The 24,739-nt window shown below is 73.2% G+C and carries 24 protein-coding genes; 16 read left to right on the top strand and 8 right to left on the bottom strand.

Annotation, left to right across the window (positions count from 1 at the left end):
• Positions 1 to 25: 25 nt before the first annotated feature.
• A complete protein-coding gene (locus tag JOD49_RS16200; RefSeq protein ID WP_205308084.1) occupies positions 26 to 460 on the top strand; it encodes a DUF5997 family protein in 435 nt (144 codons plus the stop codon).
• 130 nt (positions 461 to 590) lie between these two features.
• Here the strand turns inward: JOD49_RS16200 and JOD49_RS16195 are convergent, their stop codons facing one another.
• A complete protein-coding gene (locus tag JOD49_RS16195) occupies positions 591 to 899 on the bottom strand; it encodes an Rdx family protein (RefSeq protein ID WP_307822586.1) in 309 nt (102 codons plus the stop codon).
• A gap of 35 nt (positions 900 to 934) precedes the next feature.
• Positions 935 to 1,546, bottom strand: a complete 612-nt coding sequence (locus tag JOD49_RS16190) for a LysE/ArgO family amino acid transporter (protein WP_205308083.1) — start codon at positions 1,544 to 1,546, stop codon at positions 935 to 937.
• A 69-nt stretch (positions 1,547 to 1,615) separates the two neighbouring features.
• Here JOD49_RS16190 and JOD49_RS16185 point away from each other — a divergent pair, with 69 nt between their 5' ends.
• Both JOD49_RS16185 and JOD49_RS16180 read left to right on the top strand, forming a co-directional pair.
• Positions 1,616 to 2,485 carry a LysR family transcriptional regulator ArgP gene (locus JOD49_RS16185; RefSeq protein WP_205308082.1) on the top strand — a complete coding sequence of 290 codons (870 nt, stop codon included), beginning with the start codon at positions 1,616 to 1,618 and terminating at the stop codon, positions 2,483 to 2,485.
• 44 nt (positions 2,486 to 2,529) lie between these two features.
• Positions 2,530 to 3,795, top strand: a complete 1,266-nt coding sequence (locus tag JOD49_RS16180; RefSeq protein ID WP_372441328.1) for a class I SAM-dependent methyltransferase — start codon at positions 2,530 to 2,532, stop codon at positions 3,793 to 3,795.
• A 40-nt stretch (positions 3,796 to 3,835) separates the two neighbouring features.
• Here JOD49_RS16180 and JOD49_RS16175 read toward each other — a convergent pair whose 3' ends face one another.
• On the bottom strand, positions 3,836 to 4,240 hold the full coding sequence (locus JOD49_RS16175) for an FKBP-type peptidyl-prolyl cis-trans isomerase (RefSeq protein ID WP_191790950.1): 405 nt from the start codon (positions 4,238 to 4,240) through the stop codon (positions 3,836 to 3,838).
• 201 nt (positions 4,241 to 4,441) lie between these two features.
• Here JOD49_RS16175 and JOD49_RS16170 point away from each other — a divergent pair, with 201 nt between their 5' ends.
• The 4 genes from JOD49_RS16170 (at position 4,442) to JOD49_RS16155 (ending at position 8,732) form a co-directional block, all read left to right on the top strand.
• On the top strand, positions 4,442 to 6,427 hold the full coding sequence (locus tag JOD49_RS16170) for a glycoside hydrolase family 15 protein (RefSeq protein ID WP_205308081.1): 1,986 nt from the start codon (positions 4,442 to 4,444) through the stop codon (positions 6,425 to 6,427).
• 101 nt (positions 6,428 to 6,528) lie between these two features.
• Positions 6,529 to 7,383, top strand: coding sequence for an alpha/beta fold hydrolase (locus JOD49_RS16165; protein ID WP_205308080.1), 855 nt, complete (start codon positions 6,529 to 6,531; stop codon positions 7,381 to 7,383).
• On the top strand, positions 7,376 to 7,975 hold the full coding sequence (locus tag JOD49_RS16160) for a TetR/AcrR family transcriptional regulator (RefSeq protein WP_205308079.1): 600 nt from the start codon (positions 7,376 to 7,378) through the stop codon (positions 7,973 to 7,975). Before JOD49_RS16165 ends, JOD49_RS16160 begins: the two co-directional genes overlap by 8 nt.
• Before the next feature lie 58 nt (positions 7,976 to 8,033).
• A complete protein-coding gene (locus JOD49_RS16155; protein ID WP_205308078.1) occupies positions 8,034 to 8,732 on the top strand; it encodes a hypothetical protein in 699 nt (232 codons plus the stop codon).
• Positions 8,733 to 8,826: 94 nt separating this feature from the next.
• Here JOD49_RS16155 and JOD49_RS16150 read toward each other — a convergent pair whose 3' ends face one another.
• From JOD49_RS16150 to JOD49_RS16140, 3 genes are read right to left on the bottom strand one after another with little or no spacing between them, the layout of a single operon-like run.
• Positions 8,827 to 10,233 carry a cystathionine beta-synthase gene (locus JOD49_RS16150; RefSeq protein ID WP_205308077.1) on the bottom strand — a complete coding sequence of 469 codons (1,407 nt, stop codon included), beginning with the start codon at positions 10,231 to 10,233 and terminating at the stop codon, positions 8,827 to 8,829.
• A gap of 7 nt (positions 10,234 to 10,240) precedes the next feature.
• Positions 10,241 to 10,732: a hypothetical protein gene (locus tag JOD49_RS16145; RefSeq protein ID WP_205308076.1), complete on the bottom strand. Its 492-nt coding sequence runs from the start codon at positions 10,730 to 10,732 to the stop codon at positions 10,241 to 10,243.
• A gap of 59 nt (positions 10,733 to 10,791) precedes the next feature.
• Positions 10,792 to 11,661: a Bax inhibitor-1/YccA family protein gene (locus JOD49_RS16140; protein WP_205308075.1), complete on the bottom strand. Its 870-nt coding sequence runs from the start codon at positions 11,659 to 11,661 to the stop codon at positions 10,792 to 10,794.
• 286 nt (positions 11,662 to 11,947) lie between these two features.
• Here JOD49_RS16140 and JOD49_RS16135 point away from each other — a divergent pair, with 286 nt between their 5' ends.
• The 5 genes from JOD49_RS16135 (at position 11,948) to JOD49_RS16115 (ending at position 17,424) form a co-directional block, all read left to right on the top strand.
• Positions 11,948 to 12,922, top strand: coding sequence for an ABC transporter ATP-binding protein (locus tag JOD49_RS16135; RefSeq protein WP_205308074.1), 975 nt, complete (start codon positions 11,948 to 11,950; stop codon positions 12,920 to 12,922).
• The gene (locus JOD49_RS16130; protein WP_205308073.1) at positions 12,919 to 13,767 is read left to right on the top strand and encodes an ABC transporter permease; all 849 of its coding nucleotides are present in this window, start codon (positions 12,919 to 12,921) and stop codon (positions 13,765 to 13,767) included. Before JOD49_RS16135 ends, JOD49_RS16130 begins: the two co-directional genes overlap by 4 nt.
• 65 nt (positions 13,768 to 13,832) lie before the next feature.
• Positions 13,833 to 15,284, top strand: a complete 1,452-nt coding sequence (locus tag JOD49_RS20835) for a sensor histidine kinase (RefSeq protein WP_205308072.1) — start codon at positions 13,833 to 13,835, stop codon at positions 15,282 to 15,284.
• Positions 15,285 to 15,361: 77 nt separating this feature from the next.
• Positions 15,362 to 16,045, top strand: a complete 684-nt coding sequence (locus JOD49_RS16120; protein WP_307822695.1) for a response regulator — start codon at positions 15,362 to 15,364, stop codon at positions 16,043 to 16,045.
• A 101-nt stretch (positions 16,046 to 16,146) separates the two neighbouring features.
• Positions 16,147 to 17,424, top strand: coding sequence for an alpha/beta hydrolase family protein (locus JOD49_RS16115; RefSeq protein WP_205308071.1), 1,278 nt, complete (start codon positions 16,147 to 16,149; stop codon positions 17,422 to 17,424).
• Positions 17,425 to 17,549: 125 nt separating this feature from the next.
• On the opposite strand, the gene JOD49_RS16110 is transcribed toward JOD49_RS16115, so the two are convergent.
• A complete protein-coding gene (locus JOD49_RS16110; RefSeq protein ID WP_205308070.1) occupies positions 17,550 to 20,765 on the bottom strand; it encodes an efflux RND transporter permease subunit in 3,216 nt (1,071 codons plus the stop codon).
• 346 nt (positions 20,766 to 21,111) lie between these two features.
• Between JOD49_RS16110 and JOD49_RS16105 the strand changes: the two genes are divergently transcribed.
• Complete coding sequence (locus JOD49_RS16105) at positions 21,112 to 21,609, top strand: MarR family winged helix-turn-helix transcriptional regulator (RefSeq protein ID WP_205308069.1); 498 nt, start codon at positions 21,112 to 21,114, stop codon at positions 21,607 to 21,609.
• Between the two features lie 102 nt (positions 21,610 to 21,711).
• On the opposite strand, the gene JOD49_RS16100 is transcribed toward JOD49_RS16105, so the two are convergent.
• The gene (locus JOD49_RS16100; RefSeq protein ID WP_307822585.1) at positions 21,712 to 22,947 is read right to left on the bottom strand and encodes an MFS transporter; all 1,236 of its coding nucleotides are present in this window, start codon (positions 22,945 to 22,947) and stop codon (positions 21,712 to 21,714) included.
• 127 nt (positions 22,948 to 23,074) lie between these two features.
• On the opposite strand from JOD49_RS16100, the gene JOD49_RS16095 reads away from it, so the two are divergent.
• The 3 genes from JOD49_RS16095 (at position 23,075) to JOD49_RS16085 (ending at position 24,683) form a co-directional block, all read left to right on the top strand.
• Positions 23,075 to 23,629: a MarR family winged helix-turn-helix transcriptional regulator gene (locus JOD49_RS16095; protein ID WP_205308067.1), complete on the top strand. Its 555-nt coding sequence runs from the start codon at positions 23,075 to 23,077 to the stop codon at positions 23,627 to 23,629.
• Between the two features lie 200 nt (positions 23,630 to 23,829).
• Positions 23,830 to 24,459 (top strand): ArsR/SmtB family transcription factor, encoded by a 630-nt coding sequence (locus tag JOD49_RS16090; protein ID WP_205308066.1) that lies wholly within the window; start codon positions 23,830 to 23,832, stop codon positions 24,457 to 24,459.
• Complete coding sequence (locus JOD49_RS16085; protein ID WP_205308065.1) at positions 24,456 to 24,683, top strand: hypothetical protein; 228 nt, start codon at positions 24,456 to 24,458, stop codon at positions 24,681 to 24,683. Before JOD49_RS16090 ends, JOD49_RS16085 begins: the two co-directional genes overlap by 4 nt.
• Positions 24,684 to 24,739 lie beyond the last annotated feature (56 nt).

Genomic DNA, 24,739 nt, shown 5'->3' with positions numbered 1-24,739 from the left:
GGGCCGGGACCGATACCCTGGGACCATGAGCACCCCGCACTCCTCCCAGACCATGAAGCCCGCGACCGCGGCGAAGAAGCTCGGGGTGTACCTTCCCGCCACTCCCCCGGAGTTCCAGGAGGGGACCATCACGCGCGGTCGGCTCGAAGAGCTCGAGACCAACCCGCCCGAGTGGCTCGTCGACCTGCGACGCAACGGCCCTCACCCGCGACCCGTCGTCGCCGGTCGCCTGAACGTCTCGATCGCCGGCCTCGCGCGCGGTGGCGTCGAGGAAGCACTGACCACCGAGCAGATCAACGAGCTCCGCGAGGACCCGCCGACGTGGCTCGTGCGCGAGCGCGAGATCCAGGCCGAGGTCCGTGCCGAGGAGGAGCGGGTCAAGGCGCGCGACCTCAAGAAGGCCAAGAAGGTCGCCCGCGCCAACCGCGAGGCCGAGCAGAAGGCGCCGTCGGCCGAGTGAGGCCGCGTGGCGCCCGGTGGGGCGCCACGCAACCGCCGGGCCACCTGGCGTCCCGGCGCTCCCCCGGCGCACCGTGGCGCCCGGGCACCCCGCGAGAGCTCGTCCGACGAAGCCGCCCGCGCAGCCGATGCTAGGAGGCGCCGCCGACACGGTCGGTGTGGCCGAGCGAGAGGCCGGGGGCGACGCGGTCGCGCACGATCCGCTTGAGGACGGGGACCTCGGGGAAGCCCTTGCGCTCCTTGCGGTCCCACACGAGCTCGTCGCCCACGTGGACCTGGAAGATCCCGCCCGTGCCGGGCACCAGGGCGACCTCGGTGAGCCTCGTGCCGAAGGTCGTCAGGAGCTCCTGCGCGAGCCAGGCGGCGCGCAGCATCCAGTTGCACTGGGTGCAGTAGGTGACGGTCACGCGGGCCGGGGTCACGGCGGTCTGTTCGTCCACGGGCCCAGCGTGCCAGAGGCGGCGCGAAGCTCGCGTCACCTGACCACGAGCATCACCGCGAGCACCGCCATGACGAGCGCGATCACGCCGTCGAGCACGCGCCACGCGACCGGGCGCGCGAAGACCGGTGCGAGCACGCGTGCCCCGAAGCCGAGCGCCGTGAACCACACGATGCTCGCGATCCCCGCCCCGACGCCGAAGACCCAGCGCCCGTCGTGGCCGTACCCGGCCGCGACGGACCCGAGCAGCAGGACCGTGTCGAGGTAGACGTGCGGGTTGAGCCACGTCAGGGCCAGGGCCGTCCCGACGGCGGCGCCCACCGATGTCCGCAGGCCCCCCTCGGCTGCTTCGAGGGTCGCGGGGCGCAGCGCGCGCCGGGCCGCCTGCACGGCCAGGACCAGGAGGAATGCGGCGCCACCCCAGGTGACGACCGCGAGCAGCACGGGGGCGCGTGCGACCAGGACCCCCAGGCCCGCGACCCCGGCCGCGACGAGCACGAGGTCCGAGAGCGCGCACACCAGCACCACGGGCAGGACGTGCTCGCGGCGCAGGCCCTGGCGCAGCACGAACGCGTTCTGCGAGCCGATCGCGACGATGAGGGACAGTCCGGTGCCGAGGCCGGCGAGGAGAGGAGCGAGGGAGGTCACGCCCTCGACGGTAGGCACGAGAGATTCGACAGTCCAGCGACTGATTCTGTCGAACCATAAGATCTGCTCATGGTGGATCTTCAGCCCGACCAGCTCCGTGCGCTCGACGCGATCGCGACCACGGGCACGTTCGACGCGGCCGCCCAGCACCTCGGCGTGACCCCGTCGGCGGTCAGCCAGCGCATGCGCGCGCTCGAGACGGCCGTGGGCCAGGTCCTCGTGCGTCGGGGCCGGCCCGCGACACTGACCGGCCCGGGCGAGGTGCTCGTCCGGCACGCACGCCACCTGGCGCTCCAGCACGCGGAGGTCCTGGCCGAGCTCGACCTGACCTCGGGCAGCACCCCCGAGCTCACGCTCGTCATCACGGGCGACGCCCTGACCACGTGGGCGCTGCCCGTGCTCGCCGAGGCGTCCGCGTGGGCGCGCCTGGAGATCCTGCGCGAGGACCAGGACCACTCGATCGACCTGCTGCGCGACGGGACGGCCGTCGCGGCGATCACGTCGGTCTCGGTCGCCGTGCCGGGCTGCCGCTCGACCCCCCTCGGCCGCATGCGCTACCGCCCCCTGGCGAGCCCCGCGTTCGTCGAGCGGTGGTTCCCGGGCGGTCCCACGGCGGCGGCCCTCGCCGTCGCGCCCGTGCTCGTCTTCGACCGCAAGGACGACCTCCAGGACCGCTACCTCGGGCGCCGACCCGGTGGCCCTCGTCATCACGTCCCGGCCTCGCACGAGTTCCTGCGAGCGGTCGAGCTCGGCATGGGCTGGGGCATGCTCCCGGACCTCCAGAGCCACGACGCCGAGGCCGCCGGGCGGCTGGTCGGGTTCGACGACGCCGCGAGCCTGACCGTGCCGCAGTACTGGCAGCAGTGGCGCCTGCACTCCCCCACGCTCGACCGCGTGGCAGCGGCCGTGCGCGAGGCGGCTGCCACCCACCTGCGGTGACCGGGCGCCGCACCGGGAGCGCACGGGCAGGGCAGACTTGTCCCGTGCCCCCTTCTTCCAGCGACGTTCCCCTGCCCGACGACGCCGCCCACCCCCACGCATCGACCGACCCGTCGATCGCTGCCCGGGATCTCCTTCTCGCCGGGCTCGAGCGCTTCTCGCCCGACGCCCCCTCCGGCCCTGAGCACCGCACCGGCAGCGCCACGCGCGACGCCGACCCGACGCTCGTCGCGGTCGACGCGACCGACCGCCTGCTGCTCGACGAGGCCGCGAGCGCCCTCGCGAGCGCCGGGCCGGGCGAGGTCGTGGTGATCGACGACCGGTTCGGGGCGCTGACATTGGGCGCTGCTGTGGCGCACGGTCTGACGGGCGTGCGCGTGCACCAGGACGCGTTCACGGGCGAGGTCGCGCTCGACCGGAACGCACGGGAGGCCGCACGCCGTGCCTTCCAGGGGCTGGACGCCACGTTCACGCACCTGCCGCTGGGCGAGGACCTGCTGCGTGGCGCGCGCGTCGTGCTGCTCCAGCTCCCGCGCTCGCTCGCGGCTCTGCGCGACGTCGCGGAGCACGTCGCGCGTTTCGCGGCCCCCGACGTGGTCCTGCTCGCGGGAGGCCGGATCAAGCACATGACGACGGCCATGAACGACGTCCTGGCCGAGTCCTTCACGGATGTGCGGGCGAGCCTCGCCCGGCAGAAGTCGCGCGTGCTCGTGGCCCGGGGTCCCCGGCCCGGCACCGACCTCACCTACCCGGTCACGGAGCACCTGGCCGAGCTCGACCTCGACGTGGTCGCGTACGGCGCGGCGTTCGCGGGCGCGAGCCTCGACCTCGGGACGCGCTTCCTGCTGGGTTTCCTCGACCGGGTCTCACCGGGAGCGCGCGACGCCGTGGACCTGGGCTGCGGCACGGGCCTCCTCGCCGTGTCCTTCGCGCGCGCACGTCCGGACGCCGTGGTCGTCGCGACCGACCAGTCCGAGGCGGCCGTCCGCTCGGCCCGCGCCACCGCGGCCGCGGGCGGCGTGGGCGACCGGGTCCGGGTGGTGCGCGACGACGTCGGGTCCTCGCTCGCGGACCGCAGCGCCGACGTCGTGCTGTGCAACCCGCCCTTCCACCAGGGCGCCGCCCTGAGCACCGACGCGGCGCACCGCATGTTCGCGGCCGCGGGCCGCGTGCTGCGGCCCGGCGGCGAGCTGTGGACCGTGTACAACTCGCACCTGCGCTACCGGCCCGCGCTCGAGCGCGCGGTCGGACCCACGACGCAGGAGGGCCGGGACCCGAGGTTCACGGTGACGCGCAGCGTCGCCCGCTGAGACCCCGGGGCCCCGGCCCGTCAGGCGCGAGGGATCGAGGTCACTCGACCCCGACGACGTCCACCACGAAGACCAGCGTGTCCGTGCCGCCGATGCCCGCCTGCGGGACGCCGCGCATGCCGTAGCCGTGCTCCGGCGGGACCGAGAGCAGGATGCGCGAGCCGACGTTCTGGCCCACGAGACCCTTGTCCCAGCCGCCGATGACCGCACCGGTGCCGATGGGGAAGCTGATCGTCTCGCCGCGGTCGTACGACGTGTCGAAGATGCCGCCGTCCCAGACCTGGCCCAGGTAGTGCACGACGATCGTGCGACCGGCCATCACGACCGGGCCGCTGCCCTCCTCGAGGACCTGGACCTGGAGGCCGGCGGGAGCGCCGCCCTCGGGGAACGTCAGGACCGGCTTGTCGCCGAACGAGCCGGACGCGGTGGGGAGCTGCGTGCTCATGGTGCTACCTCTCGGTGGAGTGTCGGGGGTCGGGGACAAGCCTAAGCGCGCGGCGCGCGCACGCACCTGCCCCTGGTCCCCGCCCCGGCGCTGCCGCCCGCTCCCTGCCCGACGACGGAGCGCACCGCACCGCGCCGGGTGCGCTCCGCCGTCGGGCACCTCCCGCCTGACAACCGCCCCCCGCAGGCGCACGCTGGACGGATGGACTCCTTCGACGACGAGGCCGACACCGCCCGCCCCGTCGATACGACCGACCTCGACGCGCCCGTGACGCACGCGGGTGGTGCGCAGGTCCCCACGGGCAGGCGCTCGGCGTTCCCCGGGATCGCGGAGTACGCGTTCCTCTCGGACTGCGAGTGCAACGCGCTCGTCGCCCCGAGCGGTGCGATCGAATGGATGTGCGTCCCGCGGCCCGACTCTCCCAGCATCTTCGCGGCGGTCCTCGACCGGGGCGCGGGCTCGTTCCGCGTGGGGCCCTACGGCGCGCGAGTGCCCGTGGCGAGGCGCTACATCCCCGGGACGCTCGTGCTGGAGACCACGTGGCAGACCCCGACGGGCTGGCTCGTGGTGCGCGACGCGATGCTCATGGGGCCGTGGCACAACGTCGACGAGCGCTCGCAGACGCACCGCCGCACGCCCACCGACTTCGACGCCGAGCACATGCTGCTGCGCACGATCCTGTGCGTCAACGGGACGGTCGACGTCGAGGTCGTGTGCGAGCCGCTGCCCGACTACGGGCGCGAGGCCGCGCGGTGGGAGTACGACGGTCTGACGTACCAGAGCCTCGTGACGCGCGTCGCGCACGCCTCGACGCCCGACCTGCGCCTGAGCAGCAGCCTGCGCCTCGGCGTGGAGGACCGCCGCGCGCAGGGGCGCACGCGCATGGCCGCGGGCGACAAGGCGTACGTCGCGCTGTCGTGGTCGGACCGGCCTGCGCCCACCACGTGGCCCGACGCCGCCGACGCCATGGGACGCACCGAGCAGTACTGGCGCGACTGGATCACCCAGGGTGTCTTCCCCGACCACCCGTGGCGCTCGTACCTCCAGCGCAGCGCCCTCACGCTCAAGGGCCTGACCTACGCCCCCACGGGCGCGCTGCTCGCCGCCGCGACCACGTCGCTGCCCGAGACCCCGCACGGCGAGCGCAACTGGGACTACCGGTACGCGTGGGTGCGCGACTCGACGTTCGCCCTCTGGGGGCTCTACACCCTGGGCCTCGACCGCGAGGCGAACGACTTCTTCGCGTTCGTGCACGACGTGTGCCGCGACGACCGCGAGCTGCAGATCATGTACGGCGTCGGTGGCGAGGACCGGCTCGAGGAGAGCACGCTCGACCACCTCTCGGGCCACGAGGGCGCCCGGCCCGTGCGCATCGGCAACGCCGCGTACGACCAGAAGCAGCACGACATGTGGGGCGCCGTCCTCGACTCGGTGTACCTGCACGCCCGGTCCCGCGAGCAGCTCCCCGAGTCCCTGTGGCCCGTCCTCAAGGCGCAGGTCGAGGAGGCCGCACGCCACTGGCACGAGCCCGACCGCGGCCTGTGGGAGGTCCGCGGCGAGCCCCAGCACTTCACGTCGTCCAAGGTCATGTGCTGGGTCGCGCTCGACCGCGGCGCCCGCCTGGCCCGCATGTACGACGAGCAGGACTACGCCGAGCAGTGGCAGAAGATCGCCGACGAGATCCACGCCGACGTGCTGGAGCACGGCGTCGACTCGCGCGGCGTGTTCGTGCAGCGCTACGGCTCCGACGCGCTCGACGCCTCGCTCCTGCTCGTGCCGCTCCTGCGCTTCCTGCCCGCCGACGACCCGCGCGTCGTCGCGACGGTCGACGCGATCGCGCACGAGCTCACGGTCAACGGCCTCGTGCTGCGCTACCGGACCGACGAGACCGACGACGGGCTGCCCGGCGAGGAGGGGACGTTCACGATCTGCTCGTTCTGGCTCGTGTCGGCGCTGGTCGAGGTCGGGGAGCTCGACCGTGCGCGGGCGCTGTGCGAGCGCCTGCTGTCGTTCGCGAGCGAGCTCAACCTGTACGCCGAGGAGATCGACCCGCACTCGGGTCGGCACCTGGGGAACTTCCCGCAGGCGTTCACGCACCTGGCGCTCATCAACGCGGTGGTGCACGTGGTGCGGGCCGAGGAGCGACGGGACGGGACGGGCCACTTCGAGGCGGCCCACCAGGGATGAGGGCGCCCGCCCGAGGGTGAGGGGGTCGGCCTCTGGCGGTGACGAGATCTGGTGGTCCGGACCTCTTGCAACCCGTGGCTAATGGCATTAGCCTCAAGGCTATGAACACTCGCCAGACCGTGGAGCTCCTCCCCCGCCCCGAGGGCCGCGTCGCGTACACCGTGACCGGCACCGGCCCCCTCGTCGTCGCCGTCCCCGGCATGGGCGACCTGCGCTCGACCTACCGCGACCTCGTCCCCCCGCTCGTCGAAGCCGGCTACCGCGTGGCCGTCCTGGACCTGCGCGGGCACGGCGACAGCGACACGACCTTCCGCACCCACGGCGACGTCGCGACCGGCCAGGACCTCCTGGCCCTCGTGGAGCACCTGGGCGGTCCGGCCGTGCTGGTCGGGAACTCGATGGGGGCCGGCGCCGCTGCGTGGGCGGCCGCCGAGGCGCCCGCCGCCGTCGCGGGCCTCGTCCTCCTGGGCCCCTTCCTGCGCGACCCTGCGACGGGCGCCGCGAAGGCCGCAGCGAGCCGGTTGCTCTACCACGTCGCGCTCGCCCGCCCGTGGGGGGCGCCCGCGTGGGCCGGTTTCTACTCGACGCTGACCAGAGGCCGTAAGGCGCCCTGGCATGCCGAGCACGTCGCCGCGATCCGTTCCTCGATGCGCGAGCCGGGGCGGCTGCGGAGCTTCCGCGACCTGGCTCTGGCTCTGACGCACGCGCCCGTCGAGGCGCGCCTCCCCGAGGTCCACGCCCCGGCCGTCGCCTTCATGGGGTCGCTCGACCCCGACTTCACGGACCCGGGCGCCGAGCTCGCCTGGATCCAGGAGGCCGTCGGTGCCGAGGGCCACCTGGTCCCGGACGCCGGACACTACCCGCAGCACCAGGCGCCCGACGTCGTCGTGCCCGCGACCCTCGCGTTCCTCGCCGGCCTGCGCGCCGACGCCCAGGGCTGGAACGCCCGTGGCTAGGGCCGGGCTGAGCCGCGAGGGCGTCACGGCCCTCGCGCTGCGCGTGGTCGACGACGGCGGCGCGCAGGGTTTCGCCGACCTCACTCTCGCGAAGGTCGCGGCCGCGGCAGGGGTCGCGACCCCGAGCCTGTACAAGCACGTCGGCTCGCTCGCCGACCTGCGCCGGTCCGTCGCGCTCGTCGCGGTGAACGACCTGACGCGCGCGACCGCCGCCGCGACGATCGGCCGCTCGGGGCCCGACGCGCTGTCCGCGCTCGCGTGGGCCGTCCGCGACTTCGCGCGCGAGCACCCGGGCCGCTACGCCGCGATCCAGCTCTCGCCCGACCTCGGCGCCGCCGACGACGACCCGCTCTCGCTCGCGGGCGCCGAGACGATCGCCGTGATCGTCGCGGTGCTGCGCGGCTTCGACCTGCCGGAGGCCCGCACGATCGACGCGATCCGCGCCGTCCGCTCCGCGGTCCACGGGTTCGTCTCGCTCGAGCTCCTGGGCGGCTTCGGCCTGCCCGACGACGTCGACCACAGCTTCGAGGTCCTCGTCCGTCTGCTCGTGGCCGGGATCGAGGACCTCGCCGACCTGTCAGAACCAGCGTGACCCCCAGGCCTCGCTCGTTCTGACACGAGGACGCCGCACCCACCGAAGGAGAGCCGCCATGACCGCACCGTCGATCGACCGGACCCGTCCCGACCTGGGCCTCGTCCGTCCCCGCACCGGAGCCGTCCTGCTCGCGGTCGCGGGAGCCCTTTTCCTCGCGTTCCCGCTCCTGCGCCCGTGGGTCCCCGAGGACGTCGCCACCCCGGACCTCGCGGCCGCGTTCGCCTCGGGACGCTGGATCGCGGCGCACCTGTGCGGCGCGGCAGGGTTCCTGCTGCTCCCCGGCGCGTTCCTCGCGCTGCGCGAGCAGCTCGCCGGGACCCGGGGCCGGGCGCCGGCGTCGGGCGCGGTCGTCACGAGCTGGCTCGGCGCCGGGCTCGTCCTGCCCTACTTCGGTGCGGAGATCTTCGGTGTCCACGCGATCGCCCGCGACGCCCTCGCGACGGGCAGCCTCGACTTCCTGCCGACCATCGAGGCGATCCGGCTCCAACCCGTCGCCATGACGCTGTTCGGCCTGGGGCTGCTCGCCGTGGGCGCGAGCGGCGTGCTCGCCGCCGTGGCCGCAGGGCGTGGCGGGCTCGCGCCACGGTGGGTGGGGATCCCGCTCGCGGCGGGTCTCGCGCTGTACCTGCCGCAGTTCTTCACCCCGCCGGCGGGGCGGATCGCGCACGGCGTGCTCCTCGCGGTGGGCTGCTGGTTCCTGGCCTGGTCGATGCGCCGACCCGCCGAGGGCGACGCCATCGACGGTCGAGGGTAGACGCCACCGACCGAGGGTGACGGACCGTGGTGACACGGTCCGTCACCCTCGACGCACAGCACGTCCCCTCGGCGGGCACCGTGCCGACAGCGGGTCAGTGCGCCAGGAAGCCCAACAGGTCGTGGCGCGTGAGCACCCCGACCGGGTCGCCGTCGTCGATCACGAGCAGCGCGTCGGCGTCGTGCAGCGCCGCGCGGATGGCCGCGACGCCCTCGCCCGCCCCGATGAGCGGGAACCGCGGCTCCATGTGCTTGTCCACGCGGTCGGCGAGAGATGCCCGCCCGGAGAACACCGCGTCGAGCAGCGTCCGCTCGCTCACGGCCCCGGCGACCTCGCCGATCTTGACGGGCGGCTCGGCCCCGACGACGGGCATCTGCGAGACGCCGTACTCGCGCAGGATCTCGATCGCGTCGCGCACGGTCTCGCCCGGGTGGGTGTGGACGAGGCTGGGGAGCTGCCCGCTCTTGGAGCGCAGCATGTCGCCCGCGGTCACGCCCTCCTCGGCGTCGAGGAACCCGTAGGACCGCATCCAGGAGTCGTTGAAGATCTTGGACAGGTAGCCGCGACCGCCGTCGGGCAGGATCACGACGATCACGGCCTTCGCCGCGGCCTCGGGGTCCTCGTCCTGGAGGCGGCGGGCCAGTCGCAGCGCTGCGACGACCGCCATGCCGCACGAGCCGCCCACGAGCAGGCCCTCCTCGCGGGCGAGGCGCCGGGTCATCTCGAACGAGTCGGCGTCGCTCACGGCGATGATCTCGTCGGGCACGGTCGGGTCGTACGCGGCGGGCCAGAAGTCCTCGCCCACGCCCTCGACCAGGTAGGGGCGGCCGTCGCCACCCGAGTAGACGGACCCGGCGGGGTCGGCGCCCACGACGTGCACCCGCCCACCGGCCTCGGCCGCCCGTGAGGCCGACACGTCCTTGAGGTACCGGCCGGTCCCGGTGATGGTGCCGCCCGTGCCCACCCCGGCCACGAGGTGCGTGACGCGACCGTCGGTGTCGGCCCAGATCTCGGGGCCCGTGCTCTCGTAGTGCGACGCGGGGCCGTTCGCGTTGGCGTACTGGTTGGGCTTCCAGGCCCCGGGGATCTCGGCGACGAGGCGGTCCGAGACCGAGTAGTAGGAGTCGGGATGGTCGGGGGCCACGGCCGTGGGAGTCACGACGACGCGAGCCCCGTAGGCGGTCAGGACGTCTCGCTTGTCCTGGCTCACCTTGTCGGGGCAGACGAACACGCAGTCGTACCCCTTGCGCTGGGCCACGAGCGCGAGCCCGACCCCGGTGTTCCCCGAGGTGGGTTCGACGATCGTGCCGCCGGGCGCGAGCTCCCCGGAGGACTCGGCCTCCTCGATCATCTTGAGCGCGATGCGGTCCTTCACGGAGCCGCCGGGGTTGAGGTACTCGACCTTGGCGAGGATCGTCGCGGAGAGGCCGTCGGTCACCGATCCGAGCCGGACCAGGGGTGTCCCGCCGACGAGGTCAGAGATGTGGTGTGCGAATTTCATGCACCGATCATGCGCTGCCGAGGGCCATTCCGCCGAGCACGGCGCACAACGCGACGCTCACGCCGAGGATCACGACGAGCAACGGACGGTCCGCGGCGTCGCGTGCGAACCACCGCCCGACGGCGGCGCTCAGCCCGCCCGCGACGGCCAGGTAGAGCACCGACGCCAGGGCGATCCCGCTCGTCGCGGTGGTCGGGTCGCCGGTGGCCGCGCCGAGCAGCGAGCCCAGCACCATGAAGCTCCAGATCCCGACCCCCACGAACCCGAGGGCGAAGAAGAGCGTGGTCGCCTTGCGGTCGTCCCACTCACGCGAGATGCGGTGCCCGAGCCAGGCGAGCACCGCCCCGGCCGTGAGCGTCACGAGCAGGATGACGACCGCGGAGACCGTGACCCACGCGATCGCGTTGGGGACGCTGTGGCCCACGAGGAGCCCGTAGGGCACCTGGAGGACGAGCAGCGTGAAGGCCGCCAGCGCGAGGCCGGCGGCAAAGACCGGCACCCGCGTCGGAACGGGTTCCGAAGCGGGTGCCGGGGACTTCTTCCGGGCGTCGGCCAAGATCAGTCGCTGCTCTGCAGGATCGCGAACAGGCGCAGGAACTCGAGGTACAGCCAGATGAGCGTGACCATGAGTCCGAACGCGGCCGACCAGGCGAACTTGGCGGGCACGCCACCCTCGACGCCACGCTTGATCGAGTCGAAGTCGACGATGAGCGAAGCAGCCGCGAGGCCGACGGCGACGAGGCCGACGATGATGCCGATCGTGCCGCCGCGCGCGCCCCAGCCGTCGAGCACACCCGTCATGATGAGGACCATGTTGATGAGCGAGAAGGCCAGGTAGCCGACCATCGCGATGAGCAGCCAGCGCGTGAACTTGGGCGTGACGCGCACCTTGCCGGACTTGAAGAGGAACAGCGCCGCCGAGAAGGTCACGACGGTCGCGAGGACCGCCTGGAGGACCACGCCGTCGAACCGCGTGTTGTAGTACGCGCTGATCCCGCCCAGGAACGCGCCCTGCGCGATCGTGTACGCCACGATGAGCGCGGGGCTCGGGTTCCGCTTGAAGGCGTTGACCAGGCCCAGGACCAGGCCGACGATCGCGCCGCCGATCCACAGGAACGGCATGGTGTCGACGAGCTGCCAGCTGGCGGCTCCGACGACGACGAGCAGGGCGAGCAGTCCGCCGGTCTTGATGATGACGTCGTCGTACGTGAGGCGCTTGGTGTCCGCGGTCGTCGCGGTCGGCGCGTTGTACATGGCGTCGAGCGTCGAGGCGTCAGCGGTCTGCGCGCCGTAGCTGCCGTACTGGGCCGCCTGGGGCGGGGTGCCGTACGCCGGGTTCTGCTGGACGGTGCCCGCAGCCCCCTGGCCGGTGCGCGCTCGCTTCGGCTCGCCGAAGATGGCGCTGTTGTTGAAGACGGGGTTGCTCATGCTTCCTCCTGGTCGCGGCGTCCAGTGCCCTCTGGAGAGGCGGGTGTCGCTGGCCGTGATTCCATCCTATGCAACGAGCGAGTTCGCGCCGGTGTTCCCGGGGCATTCATCCGACTTTTCCCCCGCTCGCAGGCCAAGATCGCTCGACCGGCCGACGGGCGTCATCCTTGCGGCGTACGGGGCCGCCCCGCGAAGATCGACCGTGAGGGGGCATCGCGGGCAGGGCCGGACTCCCTAGGCTGGGGAGGTACCCAGCCACCACCCGCAACCCACCCGAGGGGCGAGCATGATCGAAGCACGAGGCCTGACCAAGCGGTACGGGCCCAAGACCGCTGTCGACGGGATCTCCTTCACCGTCCAGCCCGGCCAGGTGACGGGCTTCCTGGGCCCGAACGGCGCCGGCAAGTCGACCACGATGCGCATGATCATGGGGCTCGACCGGCCGACGGCCGGTTCCGTGACCGTCAACGGCAAGCCCTACGTCGCGCACCGTTCGCCCCTGACCGAGGTCGGGGCCCTGCTCGACGCGAAGGCCGTGCACACGGGCCGCAGCGCCTACAACCACCTCCTCGCGATGGCGGCCACGCACAACATCCCGAAGACCCGCGTGCAGGAGGTCATCGAGATGACCGGGCTGCAGTCGGTCGCGAAGAAGCGCGTCGGCGGCTTCTCGCTCGGCATGGGCCAGCGCCTGGGCATCGCGTCCGCGCTGCTGGGCGACCCCAAGACGCTCATCCTCGACGAGCCCGTCAACGGCCTGGACCCCGAGGGCGTCCTGTGGGTCCGCAACCTGGCCCGCTACCTCGCCTCCGAGGGCCGCACGGTCTTCCTGTCGAGCCACCTCATGAGCGAGGTCGCGCTGACCGCGGACCACATCATCGTGATCGGCAAGGGCCGCATCATCGCCGACGCCCCCGTCAAGGACATCGTCGACGGCGGCGCTCAGCACACGGTGCGCGTGCGCACCCCGCAGGCCACGCAGCTCGCCGAGCTGCTGACCCGCGACGGCGCGACCGTCACGTCCGACGAGCCGAGCCTGCTGCAGATCACGGGCGCCGAGGCTCCCGGGATCGGCGAGCTCGCCGCCGCTGCGGGCATCGTCCTGCACGAGCTGACGCCCGTCACCTCGACCCTGGAGGAGGCGTACATGCTCCTCACCGCCGACGCGGTCGAGTACCAGACCGAGTCCGCCGCCCAGCACATCGGCCACGGCGTGGACGCCCCGTCCGGCGCCTCGATCTCCGAAGGAGCCAAGCGATGACCGCCGCCACCGTCTCCGCCGCCCAGCCGACGGCGAAGCGCACCTCGTCCACCCGCCTCAGCGTGGGCGGTGTCCTGAAGTCCGAGTGGATCAAGTTCCGCTCGCTGCGCTCGACCTGGTGGACCGTCGGTTCGACGATCGCCGTCATGGTGCTCATCAACCTGGCGACGGCCGCGTCGCTCAACTTCGCCGCGAGCCAGCCGGGCATGGCCGAGCAGATCGGCAACATCTCGACCGTGCAGGCGCTCGTGTCGGGCTACGTGTTCGCCCAGCTCGCGGTCGCGGTCCTGGGAGCGCTCATCATCACGGGCGAGTACTCGACGGGCATGATCCGCTCGACCCTGAGCGCCATCCCGACGCGTCTGCCGGCGCTCTGGGCCAAGGCGGCGATCATCGCGGTCGTGACGTTCCTCGTCGCCGTGGTCGGGGTCGCGGTGTCGTACCTGGTGACCGCGCCCATGCTCTCGGGCAACGACCTGGTGCCGGACCTGGGTGACCCGATCGTGCAGCGCGTCGTCCTCGCGTGCGCCGGTTACCTGGCCCTCGTGGCGCTGCTCGCGGTCGGCGTCGGCACGATCATGCGGCACTCCGCGGGGAGCATCTTCACGCTCGTCGCGCTGCTCTTCGTGCTGCCGCTCGTCACGGCCTTCCTCTCGCAGGACTGGGTCCAGGACATCGCGAGGTTCCTGCCCATGAACCTCGGTACCGCCATGATGGCGATCACGGAGGCCGACGCCGGTGGCGTCGACGTCCTGACCCCGGGTGGGGCGACGATCGCGATGGCGGTCTGGGCCGCGGTGTCCCTCGCTGCGGCGGCCGTCGTCCTCAAGCGGCGGGACGCCTGACCATCCCTCGCACCGCGCACAGCCCGGCGCCGGACCACGAGACCCGTGGTCCGGCGTCGGGCGCTGTGCGTCCTGAGGGGAGCGACGCCCCGGGGGGCGCCGGCGGCACCACGGGGCCGACCCTGACGCCCCGGCTCCCCCTCAAGCCGCGGCCGGGCAGCGCCGCGGTCTTCACCGAGCTGGACGCCCGCAGGCTCGGGCCGATCCGCCGGTACTTCGTGCGGCACCCCGTCGTCATGGACTGGTTCGTCGCGGCCTGGTTCGCGGTCCCCGGGCTCCTGGTGGCGCTGCTGTACCCGGAGCCGCGCTACGGCGTCGCGGTCGCGACCCTCGCGGGCGGTGCGGCACTCCTGTGGCGGCGCCGCTACCCGCTGTGGACCGCCGCAGCCATCGGCGCCCTCGCCATCCTGACGCTCGCGCTGACGGGCGACTCCGCGGGCTTCGAGCTGGCCACCGCGTTCGCCGTCTACGCGGTCGCGACGACCTATCGTCCGGCCGTGGCGTGGAGCGTGCTGGGTGTCCTGATCCTGACGGTGTGCACCGCGGAGATGCTCTGGTACGACTTCACGGTGAGCGAGACGGGCGCGATGGTGCGTGCCGACGTCGGCAGCGGCGAGCTCACGGGGCAACGGATCGCGACGATCGCGTTCACGGTCACGTTCGCCCTGCTGGGCATAGCGATCGGGTCGAGCGTGCGCGGTCGACGCCTGCACGTCGCCGACCTCGTGGGCCGCGCCAACGCGATCGCACGCGACCGCGACCAGCAGGCACAGCTCGCGGCCGCGGCCGAGCGCGCACGGATCTCGCGCGAGATGCACGACGTCGTCGCGCACTCCCTGACCGTCATGGTCGCGCTCGCCGACGGCGCCAAGGCGCTGGGCGCGAAGGACCCCGTGCTCGCGGGGCAGGCCCTCGACGAGCTCACCGAGACCGGGCGCGCGGCCCTGGCCGACATGCGCCGCGTCCTGGGGGTCCTGCGGGACCCCGACGGCACGGTCGCCCCGCTGACCCCGACCGCGGACGTCCCGAGCATGGAGGACATCGCCGAGCGGTTCCGGCACGCGGGACTGCCGGTGCGCCTGGTGCGCGTGGGCGTCCAGCCGGACCCGGACCCGGGGTTGCGTCAGGCAGCGCACCGGATCGTGCAGGAGTCCTTGACCAACGTGCTGCGGTACGCGCCCTTGACCCCCGTGGTCGTGGTCGAGATCGCCCGGCGTGACGCGGGCACGCCCGACGGAGGAGACTGGCTCGAGATCACGGTCACGAACAAGGCCGGACGGGCACCGGGCGGCACGGCCCGCGACGGCGCGGACGTCCGGCCGCTGCCTCCGGGCATCACGGGTGACCAGCCCATCGGCACAGGAAGAGGGATCATCGGGATGCGCGAACGTGCAGCCGTCTACGGGGGCACGGTCACGGCCGGTCCGACGAGCTCGGGCTGGGAGGTCGTCGCGCGGCTGCGCCTCGACGGCGCCACGCAGCACCGGCCCGACGGCGGAGCGGGGGAAGCGCTGTGACCCTCCCGTTCTCCGACGGTCCCGCAGGCGGTGCGGCCGGTCCCGCCGAGGGCACGGTCCACGACGCGACCCGGCCGATCAGGGTCCTGCTCGTCGACGACCAGTCCCTGCTGCGCATGGGCTTCCGCATGATCCTGGCGGCCGAGGACGACATCGAGGTCGTGGGCGAGGCGAGCGACGGCGAGACCGCGTTCGCGCAGGCCACGGCCCTGCGCCCCGACGTGATCCTCATGGACGTGCGCATGCCGGGCGTGAACGGTATCGACGCGACCGAGCGGATCGTGTCCGCGCTGCCCGAGAGCCGGGTCGTGATCCTCACGACGTTCGACCTCGACGAGTACGCGTTCGCGGCGCTGCGAGTGGGCGCGAGCGGGTTCCTGCTCAAGGACGCGCGGCCGGCCGACCTCGTGGGCGCGATCCGCAACGTCGCGAGCGGGGACGCGGCCGTGTCCCCCCGGGTCACGCGAAGGATGCTCGAGATGTTCGCGGGCTACCTCCCGGAGAACGCCCAGGCGCAGGGCGCGGCAGCCCCGGGCCACGGGGTCGACGACCCGCGCCTGCGCGAGCTCACGGCCCGCGAGCTCGAGGTCTTCGCGGCGCTCGGCGAGGGGCTGTCCAACGCGGAGATCGCGGCACGGTTCGTGGTCTCCGAGGCCACGGTCAAGACCCACGTCGGTCGGGTGCTCGGCAAGCTCGGTCTCCGTGACCGGGTCCAGGCCGTCGTGCTGGCCTACGAGACGGGCGTGGCGCGCCCGAGCTGAGCCGCGCCGTCGGACCTCGACTGGTGGGTACCGCCGAGGGCGGGCATGGTCGTGGAGGGGAGCGTTCGGCTCCGTCGTCCACGACGCGGGAGGCAGCCACCATGCCCGACCACCACGACCCGTTCTCCGCCGGCTTCTCCGGCGACCACGGGCGAGACTTCGAGATCCGCAGCGTCCTGGGGGGCGCGTACAGCGGCACGGCGGACGTGGGCGAGGTCCTCGCGGCCGTCGCGCACGTGCGCGACAAGGACCACCAGGGCTGGTTCGACGCGTGGCACGCACTCGGCGACCGCGTCGCGCAGGCCGCCGCCGACGCCCTGGCCGCCGGGCACGAGACCAGTGCCGCCGCAGCCTGGCTGCGGGCCTCCTCGTACTACGCGGCCGCCGTCAACGCGGTCGGCGCGCTCGAGGACGAGAGCCTGCTCCTGCCCACGTTCCGCACGCACCGCGACGCGTGGGACCGGTGGGTCGACGCGAGCGGGCTCGTCGTCGAGCGTCTCGCGGTCCCCTACGAGGGGACGACCCTGCCGGGGTACTTCTTCAGCGCGTCCGACGCCGCGTCGACCGCGGCGATCGCGGCGGACCCGGGACAGGTCCGTGCGCGGTCGACTGTCGTCGCCGTCAACGGGTCGGACGGCTCGCTGACGTCGATGTGGACCGCGTGCGTCGCGGGCGCCCTGCGGCGGGGCTATCACGCGTTCGTGTTCGACGGCCCCGGGCAGCAGTCGATGCTCTTCGAGCACGGCATGCCCTTCCGGTACGACTTCGAGGCGGTCCTGACCCCGGTGCTCGACGCCCTCGTGGACCGTCCCGACGTGGACGCGGAACGGTTCGTGGTCCACGGCACGAGCCAGGCCGGGTACTGGGTGCCCCGTGCGCTCGCGTTCGAGCACCGGCCGGCTGCTGCCGTCGTGGACCCTGGCGTGGTCGACGTCTCGGCCTCCTGGACGGGCTCGATGCCCAAGAGCCTGCTCAAGCTGCTCGACGAGGGCAAGGACCACGCGTTCGACCGCGACATGGACCTGGGCCTGCGCCTGTCGAGGTCGACCGCGGCGACATGGCGCTTCCGCGCCCGCCCGTACGGCGTGGGGGGCTACGCCGCGACGCTCCGCGAGGTCCAGAAGTACGACGTGCGAGACCTCGTCTCGCGCATCACCACTCCCCTGCTCGTCACGTCGCCCGAGGGCGAGCAGTTCTGGCCCGGCCAGTCCGAGGAGCTCGTCCGGCTGGCCCCCGACGTGTCGACCCTCGTCCGCTTCACCGCCGCGGAGGGCGCGAACCTGCACTGCCAGCCCCTCGGGCGCGCCCTGACCGAGCAGCGCGTGTTCGACTGGATCGACGAGACGCTCGCGCCCCGGCTCGTCGGAGAGGACGACTGAGGTGCGGCCGCCCCGACGCGGGTGAGCGACGTCGTCGGGCGCCGCGCCCCAGATCCCGGGACGAGAGAGGGGCCCGCCCGTTCGTCGAACGGGCGGGCCCCTCTCTCGTCCCGGAGCGGGTCCGGTCAGCCGCGCGCGGCAGGCTCCGCCGGCTCCTCCGCAGCGTGTCGGCCCACGAGCTCGGCCGCCTTCGCCTCGTGCTTCGCCTCGCGCCGGGCCGCCCGCTTCTCCCCCGCACGCTCGGCGAGCGTGTAGAGCACGGGCACCACGACGAGCGTGAGCAGCGTCGAGGACAGGAGGCCGCCGATCACGACGAGCGCGAGCGGCTGCGAGATGAACGAGCCGCCGCCCGTGATCCCGATCGCCATGGGCGTGAGCGCGAAGATCGTCGCCGCGGCCGTCATGACGATGGGCCGCAGACGCTTGCGCGAGCCCTCCATCACGGCCTCGTCCAGCCCGCGGCCCTGCGCGCGGTACTGGTTGATGAGGTCGATCAGGACGATCGCGTTCGAGACCACGATCCCGACGAGCATGAGCATGCCGATCAGGGCGGGGACCCCGAGCGGCGTGCCGGTCGCGAGCAGCAGGAGCAGCGCGCCCGTCGCGGCGAACGGGATCGACACGAGCAGGATGAACGGCTGCAGCAGGCTGCGGAACGTCGCGACCATGACGAGGTAGACGATCGCGATCGCGACCAGGAGCGCGAGCCCCAGGTCGGCGAACGCGTCGGCCTGCTGGGTCGCGACGCCGCCGAGCTCGACGGTCGCGCCGCCCGGCAGCTCGAGGTCGTCGATCGCCGCCGTGAGAGCCGTGGTGAGCGTGCCGAGGTCCTGGCCCGCGGGCGTGACGGCGATGGTCGCGCTGCGCTCGCCGTTGACCCGCGAGATCGAGGTGGGCACGTCGACCTCGTCGATGCTCGCGATCTGCGTGAGCGGGACGACGCCCGCGGCCGTGGGCACGACGAGCGCCTGGAGCTCGTCGACCGTGGCAGGAGCCTGCCCGACGGCGACGCGCACCTGCACGGGCCCGTCACCGAGGTTCACGGTGCCCACGGGCGAGGGCGACATGAGGCTCGCGACGGTGCCCGCGACCTGGGTCTCGGTCAGCCCGACGGCGGCTGCCGCGTCCCGGTCGACCGTCACCTGGATCGTGGACTGGGCGCTCGCGAGGTTGTTCGTGACCTCGGACGCCCCCTCGGTGTCCTCGGCGAGCTGCTGGACCTGGTCCGCCGCGGCGGCGAGCGTCTCGGTGTCGGGCGCGCGGACGACGAGGTCGACCGTCGAGCTGCCGAACGCCGCGTCGGCGCCGGCGACCGTGATCCCCTCGGAGTCGTCGCCGCCGAGGTCCGCGACCGCGTCCCGGACCTCCTGCTGCGCCGCCACGCCGTCGGCCTCCGCGTCGAGCGTGAGCGAGAACGTGGCCTGCGGCGAGCCGCCGCCGCCGAAGAACGCGGCCTCGGGGCCGCCCGCCGAGCCCACGGTCGTCTGGACCGTGTCGACCACGTCGAGCCCGAGGAGCGCGTCCTCGACCTCGCGCGCCGCGGCGTCCTGCGTCGCGAGCGAGGTACCCGGGGCGAAGGTCTCGGTGACCGTCAGGGTGTCCTGGCCCGAGTCGCCGAGGAAGTTGGTCTCGAGGCGCGGCACGAGCGCGACCGTGCCCGCGAGCACCGCGACCGCGATGGTCAGGGTGATCGCGGGGTGGCGCAGCGCGGCGCGCAGCGTGGGCAGGTAGCCCCGCTGCCACAGCCCGCGACGCTCCTTGGCCTCGGCGACCTCGCGTGCCTGGTCCGCGAGGACCTTGGCCTGCTCGGGGTCGGCCGGGACGACAGGAGCCTTGATGAACCAGTAGGCCAGCACGGGCACGATCGTCAGGGCGACGAACAGCGACGCGGCCATGGCGATCGCGACGGTCATGGCGAACGGGCGGAACAGCTCGCCGACCATGCCGCCGACCAGCGCGATGGGCAGGAAGACCGCGACGGTGCAGACGGTCGAGGCCGTGATCGCGCCGCCGACCTCCTTGACCGCGGTGAGGATCGCGGCGGTCTTCTGCTCGCCGTAGGACAGGTGCCGCTTGATGTTCTCGATGACGACGATCGAGTCGTCGACCACGCGCCCGATCGCGACCGTCATGGCACCGAGCGTGAGGATGTTCAGGGTATAGCCGGTCGCGTTCATGACGATGAACGTCACGAACAGCGAGAGCGGGATCGAGACGGCCGAGACGAGGGTCGAGCGCAGCGACGTGAGGAACAGCAGGATCACGACGACCGCGAAGACCAGGCCGAGCAGGCCCTCGGTCGCGAGGCCCTCGATGGACTCCTCGATGAACGGCGCCTGGTCGAACACGACCTCGACGCGCACGTCCTTGGCCTCGAGAGCGCCGTCCATGTCCTCGATCGCGCTCTGGACCGCGTGCGAGACCTCGACCGTGTTGCCCGCCGGCGTCTTGGTGATCGCCACGGCGAGCGCAGGCTCGCCGTCGAGGCGCGAGTAGGAGGTCGCGGGCTGCGGCGCCACGGTGACCGTGGCGACGTCCCCGAGGGTCACGGGAGCGCTCGGGGCGGCGTCTGCCGCGCCGGGGGTGGACGCCGCCGACGGCGCGGCGACGAGCGGGAGGTTGATCAGGTCGTCCGTGCTGGTCACGGCCGAGCCGACCTGGACGGACAGCGTGCGGTCGCCCGCGGCGACGGTGCCCGCGGGGATCACGACACCGTTGTCCTGGAGGATCGTGGTGACCTGGGCGGGGCTGAGCCCGGCCGCGGCGAGGGCCGCGACGTCGAGGTCGATCGTGACCTGCTGGTCGGCGATGCCGCTGACCGCGACGCTGCGTACGTCCGTGACCTCTTCGAGGGCGGGCACGACGACGCTGTTGACGGTGTCCGCCAGCGTGGTCTCGTCGGCGCCGCCCGAGACCGCGAGCTGGACGACGGGGAGGTCGTCGACCGAACCGGTCACGACGGTCGGGTCGACGTCGGCGGGGAGCTGGCTGCTCACGCGCGTGACCGCGGTCTGGAGCTGCTGCGCGGCGAGGTCCATGTCGGTGCCGTAGGTGAACTGCACGGTCGTCACCGACATGCCGGTCGACGAGCTCGACGTGACGTCCTCGACGCCGTCGACCCCGCGCGCGGCGGTCTCGAGCGGTGCGGTGACCTGCTGCTCGACGATCGCGGGGGCGGATCCGGGGTACACGGCGACGACGGCGGCGGTGGGGATCTGCAGGCTCGGGATGAGCTCCTGCTTGAGCGATCCCATGCTGACGACGCCGAACACGGCTATCGCGATCGTGGCGAGCGCGACGACGGCGCGGTTCGCCAACGACGTTCGGGCGAGACGGAACACGGGGCCTCCAGGGCGCGGTGGATGGTCACGACGTCGTCGTCGCAGGGTCGTTAGCCTAACGCTAAGCAAAACCCGAGAGTTCCCGCGTCTCGCGGACCGAGCGGGGCGACGCCCGCCCGTCGGCTCGGCGGCCCCGCGGGCCTGCGGCTAGGCGGCCCCGCGGCTCGGCGGCCCCGCGGGCATGCGGCTCGGCGGCCCTGCGGTCCGGCGGCCCCGCGGTCCTGCGGCTAGGCGGCCCTGCGGCTCGGCGGTCCCTCGGCTCGGCGGCCCCGCGGCTCGGCGGCCCCGCGGCTCGGCGGTCCCGCGGGCCGGCGGCCGCCCGGAGCGCCTCCGATAGAGTCTCGCCGTGACCTCGGACCCCCCTGGCGATCGCGCCCGGCTCCAGCGCGAGCTGATCGACGCACAGCGCACCCTGCAGGAGCTCGTGCTCGCACGACGCCTCGAACCGCTCATGCGCACGCGCCTGACCGCGCAGCAGATGCGCGCCCTGGGGATCCTGCTCATCGACGGCGAGCGCAGCACGGCCCACCTGGGCGAGATCCTGGGCGTCAGCCCCGCCACGATCTCCGGGATCGTCGACCGCCTCGAGGCCGCCGGCATGGCCTCCCGACGCCCCGACCCCGAGGACGGCCGGGTCCGGCTCGTGGCCGCGACCGAGCGCGGCGCCGAGGCCGTGCGCAGCATCGTCGCGAGCGACGGACCCGCCGGACCCGAGACGCTCGAACGCCTGACTCTCGACGAGCTCGAAGGGCTCCGGCTGGGCCTCGCGGGGCTGCTGCGCGTCGTGCGCGAGGGCGGCCCCGAGTCGCCCGCCCTGGGCGAACCCGACCAGGGCGAGGCGTAGAGCCGGGGCGAGCGGCGCCGTCGGGCGCACGGCAGGCCCGTCGCCCCGGGCACGCGGGGCGCACCCCGCGAAGGGTGCCCGACGGCGCCGCGCGCCTCCCGCTCAGATCTCGCCCAGCGCCTCCTCGGGCGTCCCCTCGACCGCCCGGGCCCGCCGGTTCCAGCGCGACCACAGGACCGACTCCCCCAGCTCGCCCGCCATCCGGTGCGCGGTCGCGAGGAACGCGACGACCCCGACGAGCAGCACCCCAGCGCCGACCCAGTACGGGACCGTGAGGCCGACCGGGTGGAGCAGGCCCGCGATCACGGGGGCCGGGGCCGCGAAGCCCCACCGGACCAGGTTGAAGGCGCCCGTGGTCACGCGACGGTCCGGGCTGCCGAGCGCGAGCGAGAGGTCCGTGAGGTTCGCGTTCGCGATGCCCATGAACACGCCCGCGACGACCAGGACGACGACCGAGCCGGCCGTGCCGAGGTCGAGCGCGAGCGCGACCGTGGCCAGGAGCACCCCGACGACCGCGATCCCCATGGTCTGCACCGCGCCGACCGTGTGCGCGAGCCTGTGCCCCACGACGAGGATGCCGAACGCGAGACCGATGCCCCACGCCGTGAAGACGAGTCCGAGCGGGATGACGTCGAGCCCCAGGAACACCGGGGTGTAGCCCAGGATGATGAAGAAGACGAAGTTGTAGGCCGCGGTCACGATGCACAGCGCCCGGAAACCCGGCTTGCGGAAGAGCGCGAAGACCTGGCCCACGTGGAGCGGCACGGGCTTCTCCGCAGGGTCCTTGAGGCGCGTGATCGACAGCGCGAGCGCCACGATCATGAACAGGCCGCACGCGAGGAACGGGATGCGCCACGAGAACTGGCCCAGCAGGCCACCGATGAGCGGACCGACCGCGAAGCCGAGGCCCACGCACGTCTCGAACAGCCCCACGACCCACTCGCGGTCGTTCGCGAGCGAGACGAGCAGGACCATCGCGGTCGCGAAGAACATCGCGTTGCCCAGCCCCCACAGGCCGCGCAGCGCGGCGAGCTGCCCGATGTTCTGCGAGAGCGCCGCGAGGATCGCCGCGACGGCGACCAGGCTCACGCCCGCGCCGAGGACCTTCTTGTAGCCGAACCTGCCCGTCGCCAGGACGGCCGGGATCATGCCGATCGCCATGACCGCGATGTAGGCCGTGAAGAGCAGCTCGATCTGCCACGTGCTCGCGCCGATCTCCTGGCCGATGATCGGCAGGATCGGGTCGACCACCGCGATGCCCGCGATGGCGAAGAAGGCGGTGAGGGCGGTCGCGTAGATCGCGGTCTTGTTGGGCTCGTTCCTGGTGGTTCTGGACACACGTCCCCCGAGGGCCTGGTGGGTGCTTGATGGGTGCCGTCGGCACGGGCACGGGCCATGCGGGCCCGCGGCGACGCCGATCGGCATTTATCTGCATCATGCAGGTAACTGTCTGTAGAATACACCTATGACAGTTGCTCGGGGTAACAGTTCTGGGGATCGGTCGCCCGACGAGGGCGAGAACGAGCAGGACCTGGCCTCTCGAGAGGTGCTGTCGACCATCGAGCTCGAGCTCGCCCAGCTCCTGCGCCGGGCCGAGCGCACCACGGCCGCAGGCCGGTCCCGGACCGCACGCACGGACGGACCACGCAGCGGCACCCTCGACCGCTCGGCCTACCTCCTGCTCCACGACCTGCTCGTCGACGGGGCCCAGAACGTCAACACCCTCGCCGACCACCTGGGCCTCGACGCCTCGACCGTGACCCGGCAGGTCGTCGCGATGGAGAAGGCCGGCCTCGCGCGCCGCACGCGCGACCCCGCCGACGGGCGCGCCGTCCTGGTGGAAGCCACACCGCAGGGCATCGACGAGCTGTCCCGTCACCGCGGGCTGCGCGCCGAGCTCTACGCCGAGGTCCTGGCGGACTGGTCCCGGCTCGACCGAGCCCTGCTGGGCGAGCTGCTCGAACGGCTCAACGACGACCTGGACGCGTACAAGCGCGGCGGGCGCACCGCGGGGGCCTGAGGGCACAGCAGACCGAGGGTCGGGTCGATCCCACACGAGACGGGTGGTTCTGCGCGAGACGGGTGTCCCGACCGGCCACCGAGAGACCCGTCTCGTGCGCAAGCACCCGTCTCACCGGGGCCGCGACCAGCCGACAGGTCCAAAGAAGTCGTTGCAAAGAAACTCTTGCAAAGAGATCTTTGCATCGCTACGGTGGTGCCATGCCCACGAACCACGACCCCGAGCAGGCAGCCGAGCACCCCGCGCAGCGGGCCGTCGGCCCCGACGCGCTCAAGGCGCTGTCGCACCCGCTCCGGATCCAGATCCTCGACCTCCTGGGCCACCACAGCGCCCTGACCGCGAGCGGTCTCGCCGTGCTGCTCGCCGAGACGAGCGGAGCCACGAGCTACCACCTGCGCCAGCTCGAGCGCCACGGTTTCGTCCAGGAGGTCCCGGGTCGCGGCACCGCGCGCGAGCGCTGGTGGGAACGGACCCCCGGCGGGTTCACGATCGAGCTGCCCGACGACGAGGCCGGGGCCGGGGACGGGACCCTCACCGCGACCAGCACCGTCAACCGCGAGTTCGAGGCCATGCGCCAGCGCAAGATCATGGACTTCCTCGACAACGCCCGCACCCTCGACCGCGCCTGGCTCGACGCCGGCGCGACGCTCGCCACGATCAACATGTGGCTCACCAAGGAACAGCTCGCGGAGGTCCAGGCCGAGTGGCAGCGCTTCAGCGAGACCGTCCTCGACCGGTTCGCCGGTCAGCAGGACACCCCCGGGGCCCGCCCCGTCCAGGTCCACTTCAACGCGTTCCCCCTGATCAACGGCAAGGAGAACCCCTCATGAGCACCTACGCCCCGACCCGTTCGGACCTTCGTTCGCCGTCGCTGCGCGCCCTGCGCCCGAGCGACCGGTTCCTCGTCGCCGCCGGCGCCCGGCTCACGACGTGGGGTGAGCACCGCGCCGCCTCGCACGCGCTGCGGACCGCCCGTCACGCCGGGCTCGACGCCGCCGCCGAGGACCGCGCCCGCCTCGCCGCCCGCCTGCACTCGGGCCGCCCGATCGCCTGACCGGCTGCCGCGGTCCGTCGCCGCACCCGAGCACGGCGGAGCAGCCGTCTGCCGTC

Origin of the sequence: Oerskovia jenensis (genome assembly GCF_016907235.1) — a bacterium.
Taxonomy (GTDB): Bacteria; Actinomycetota; Actinomycetes; order Actinomycetales; family Cellulomonadaceae; genus Oerskovia; species Oerskovia jenensis.
This window is presented reverse-complemented; position numbering and strand designations above follow the sequence as displayed.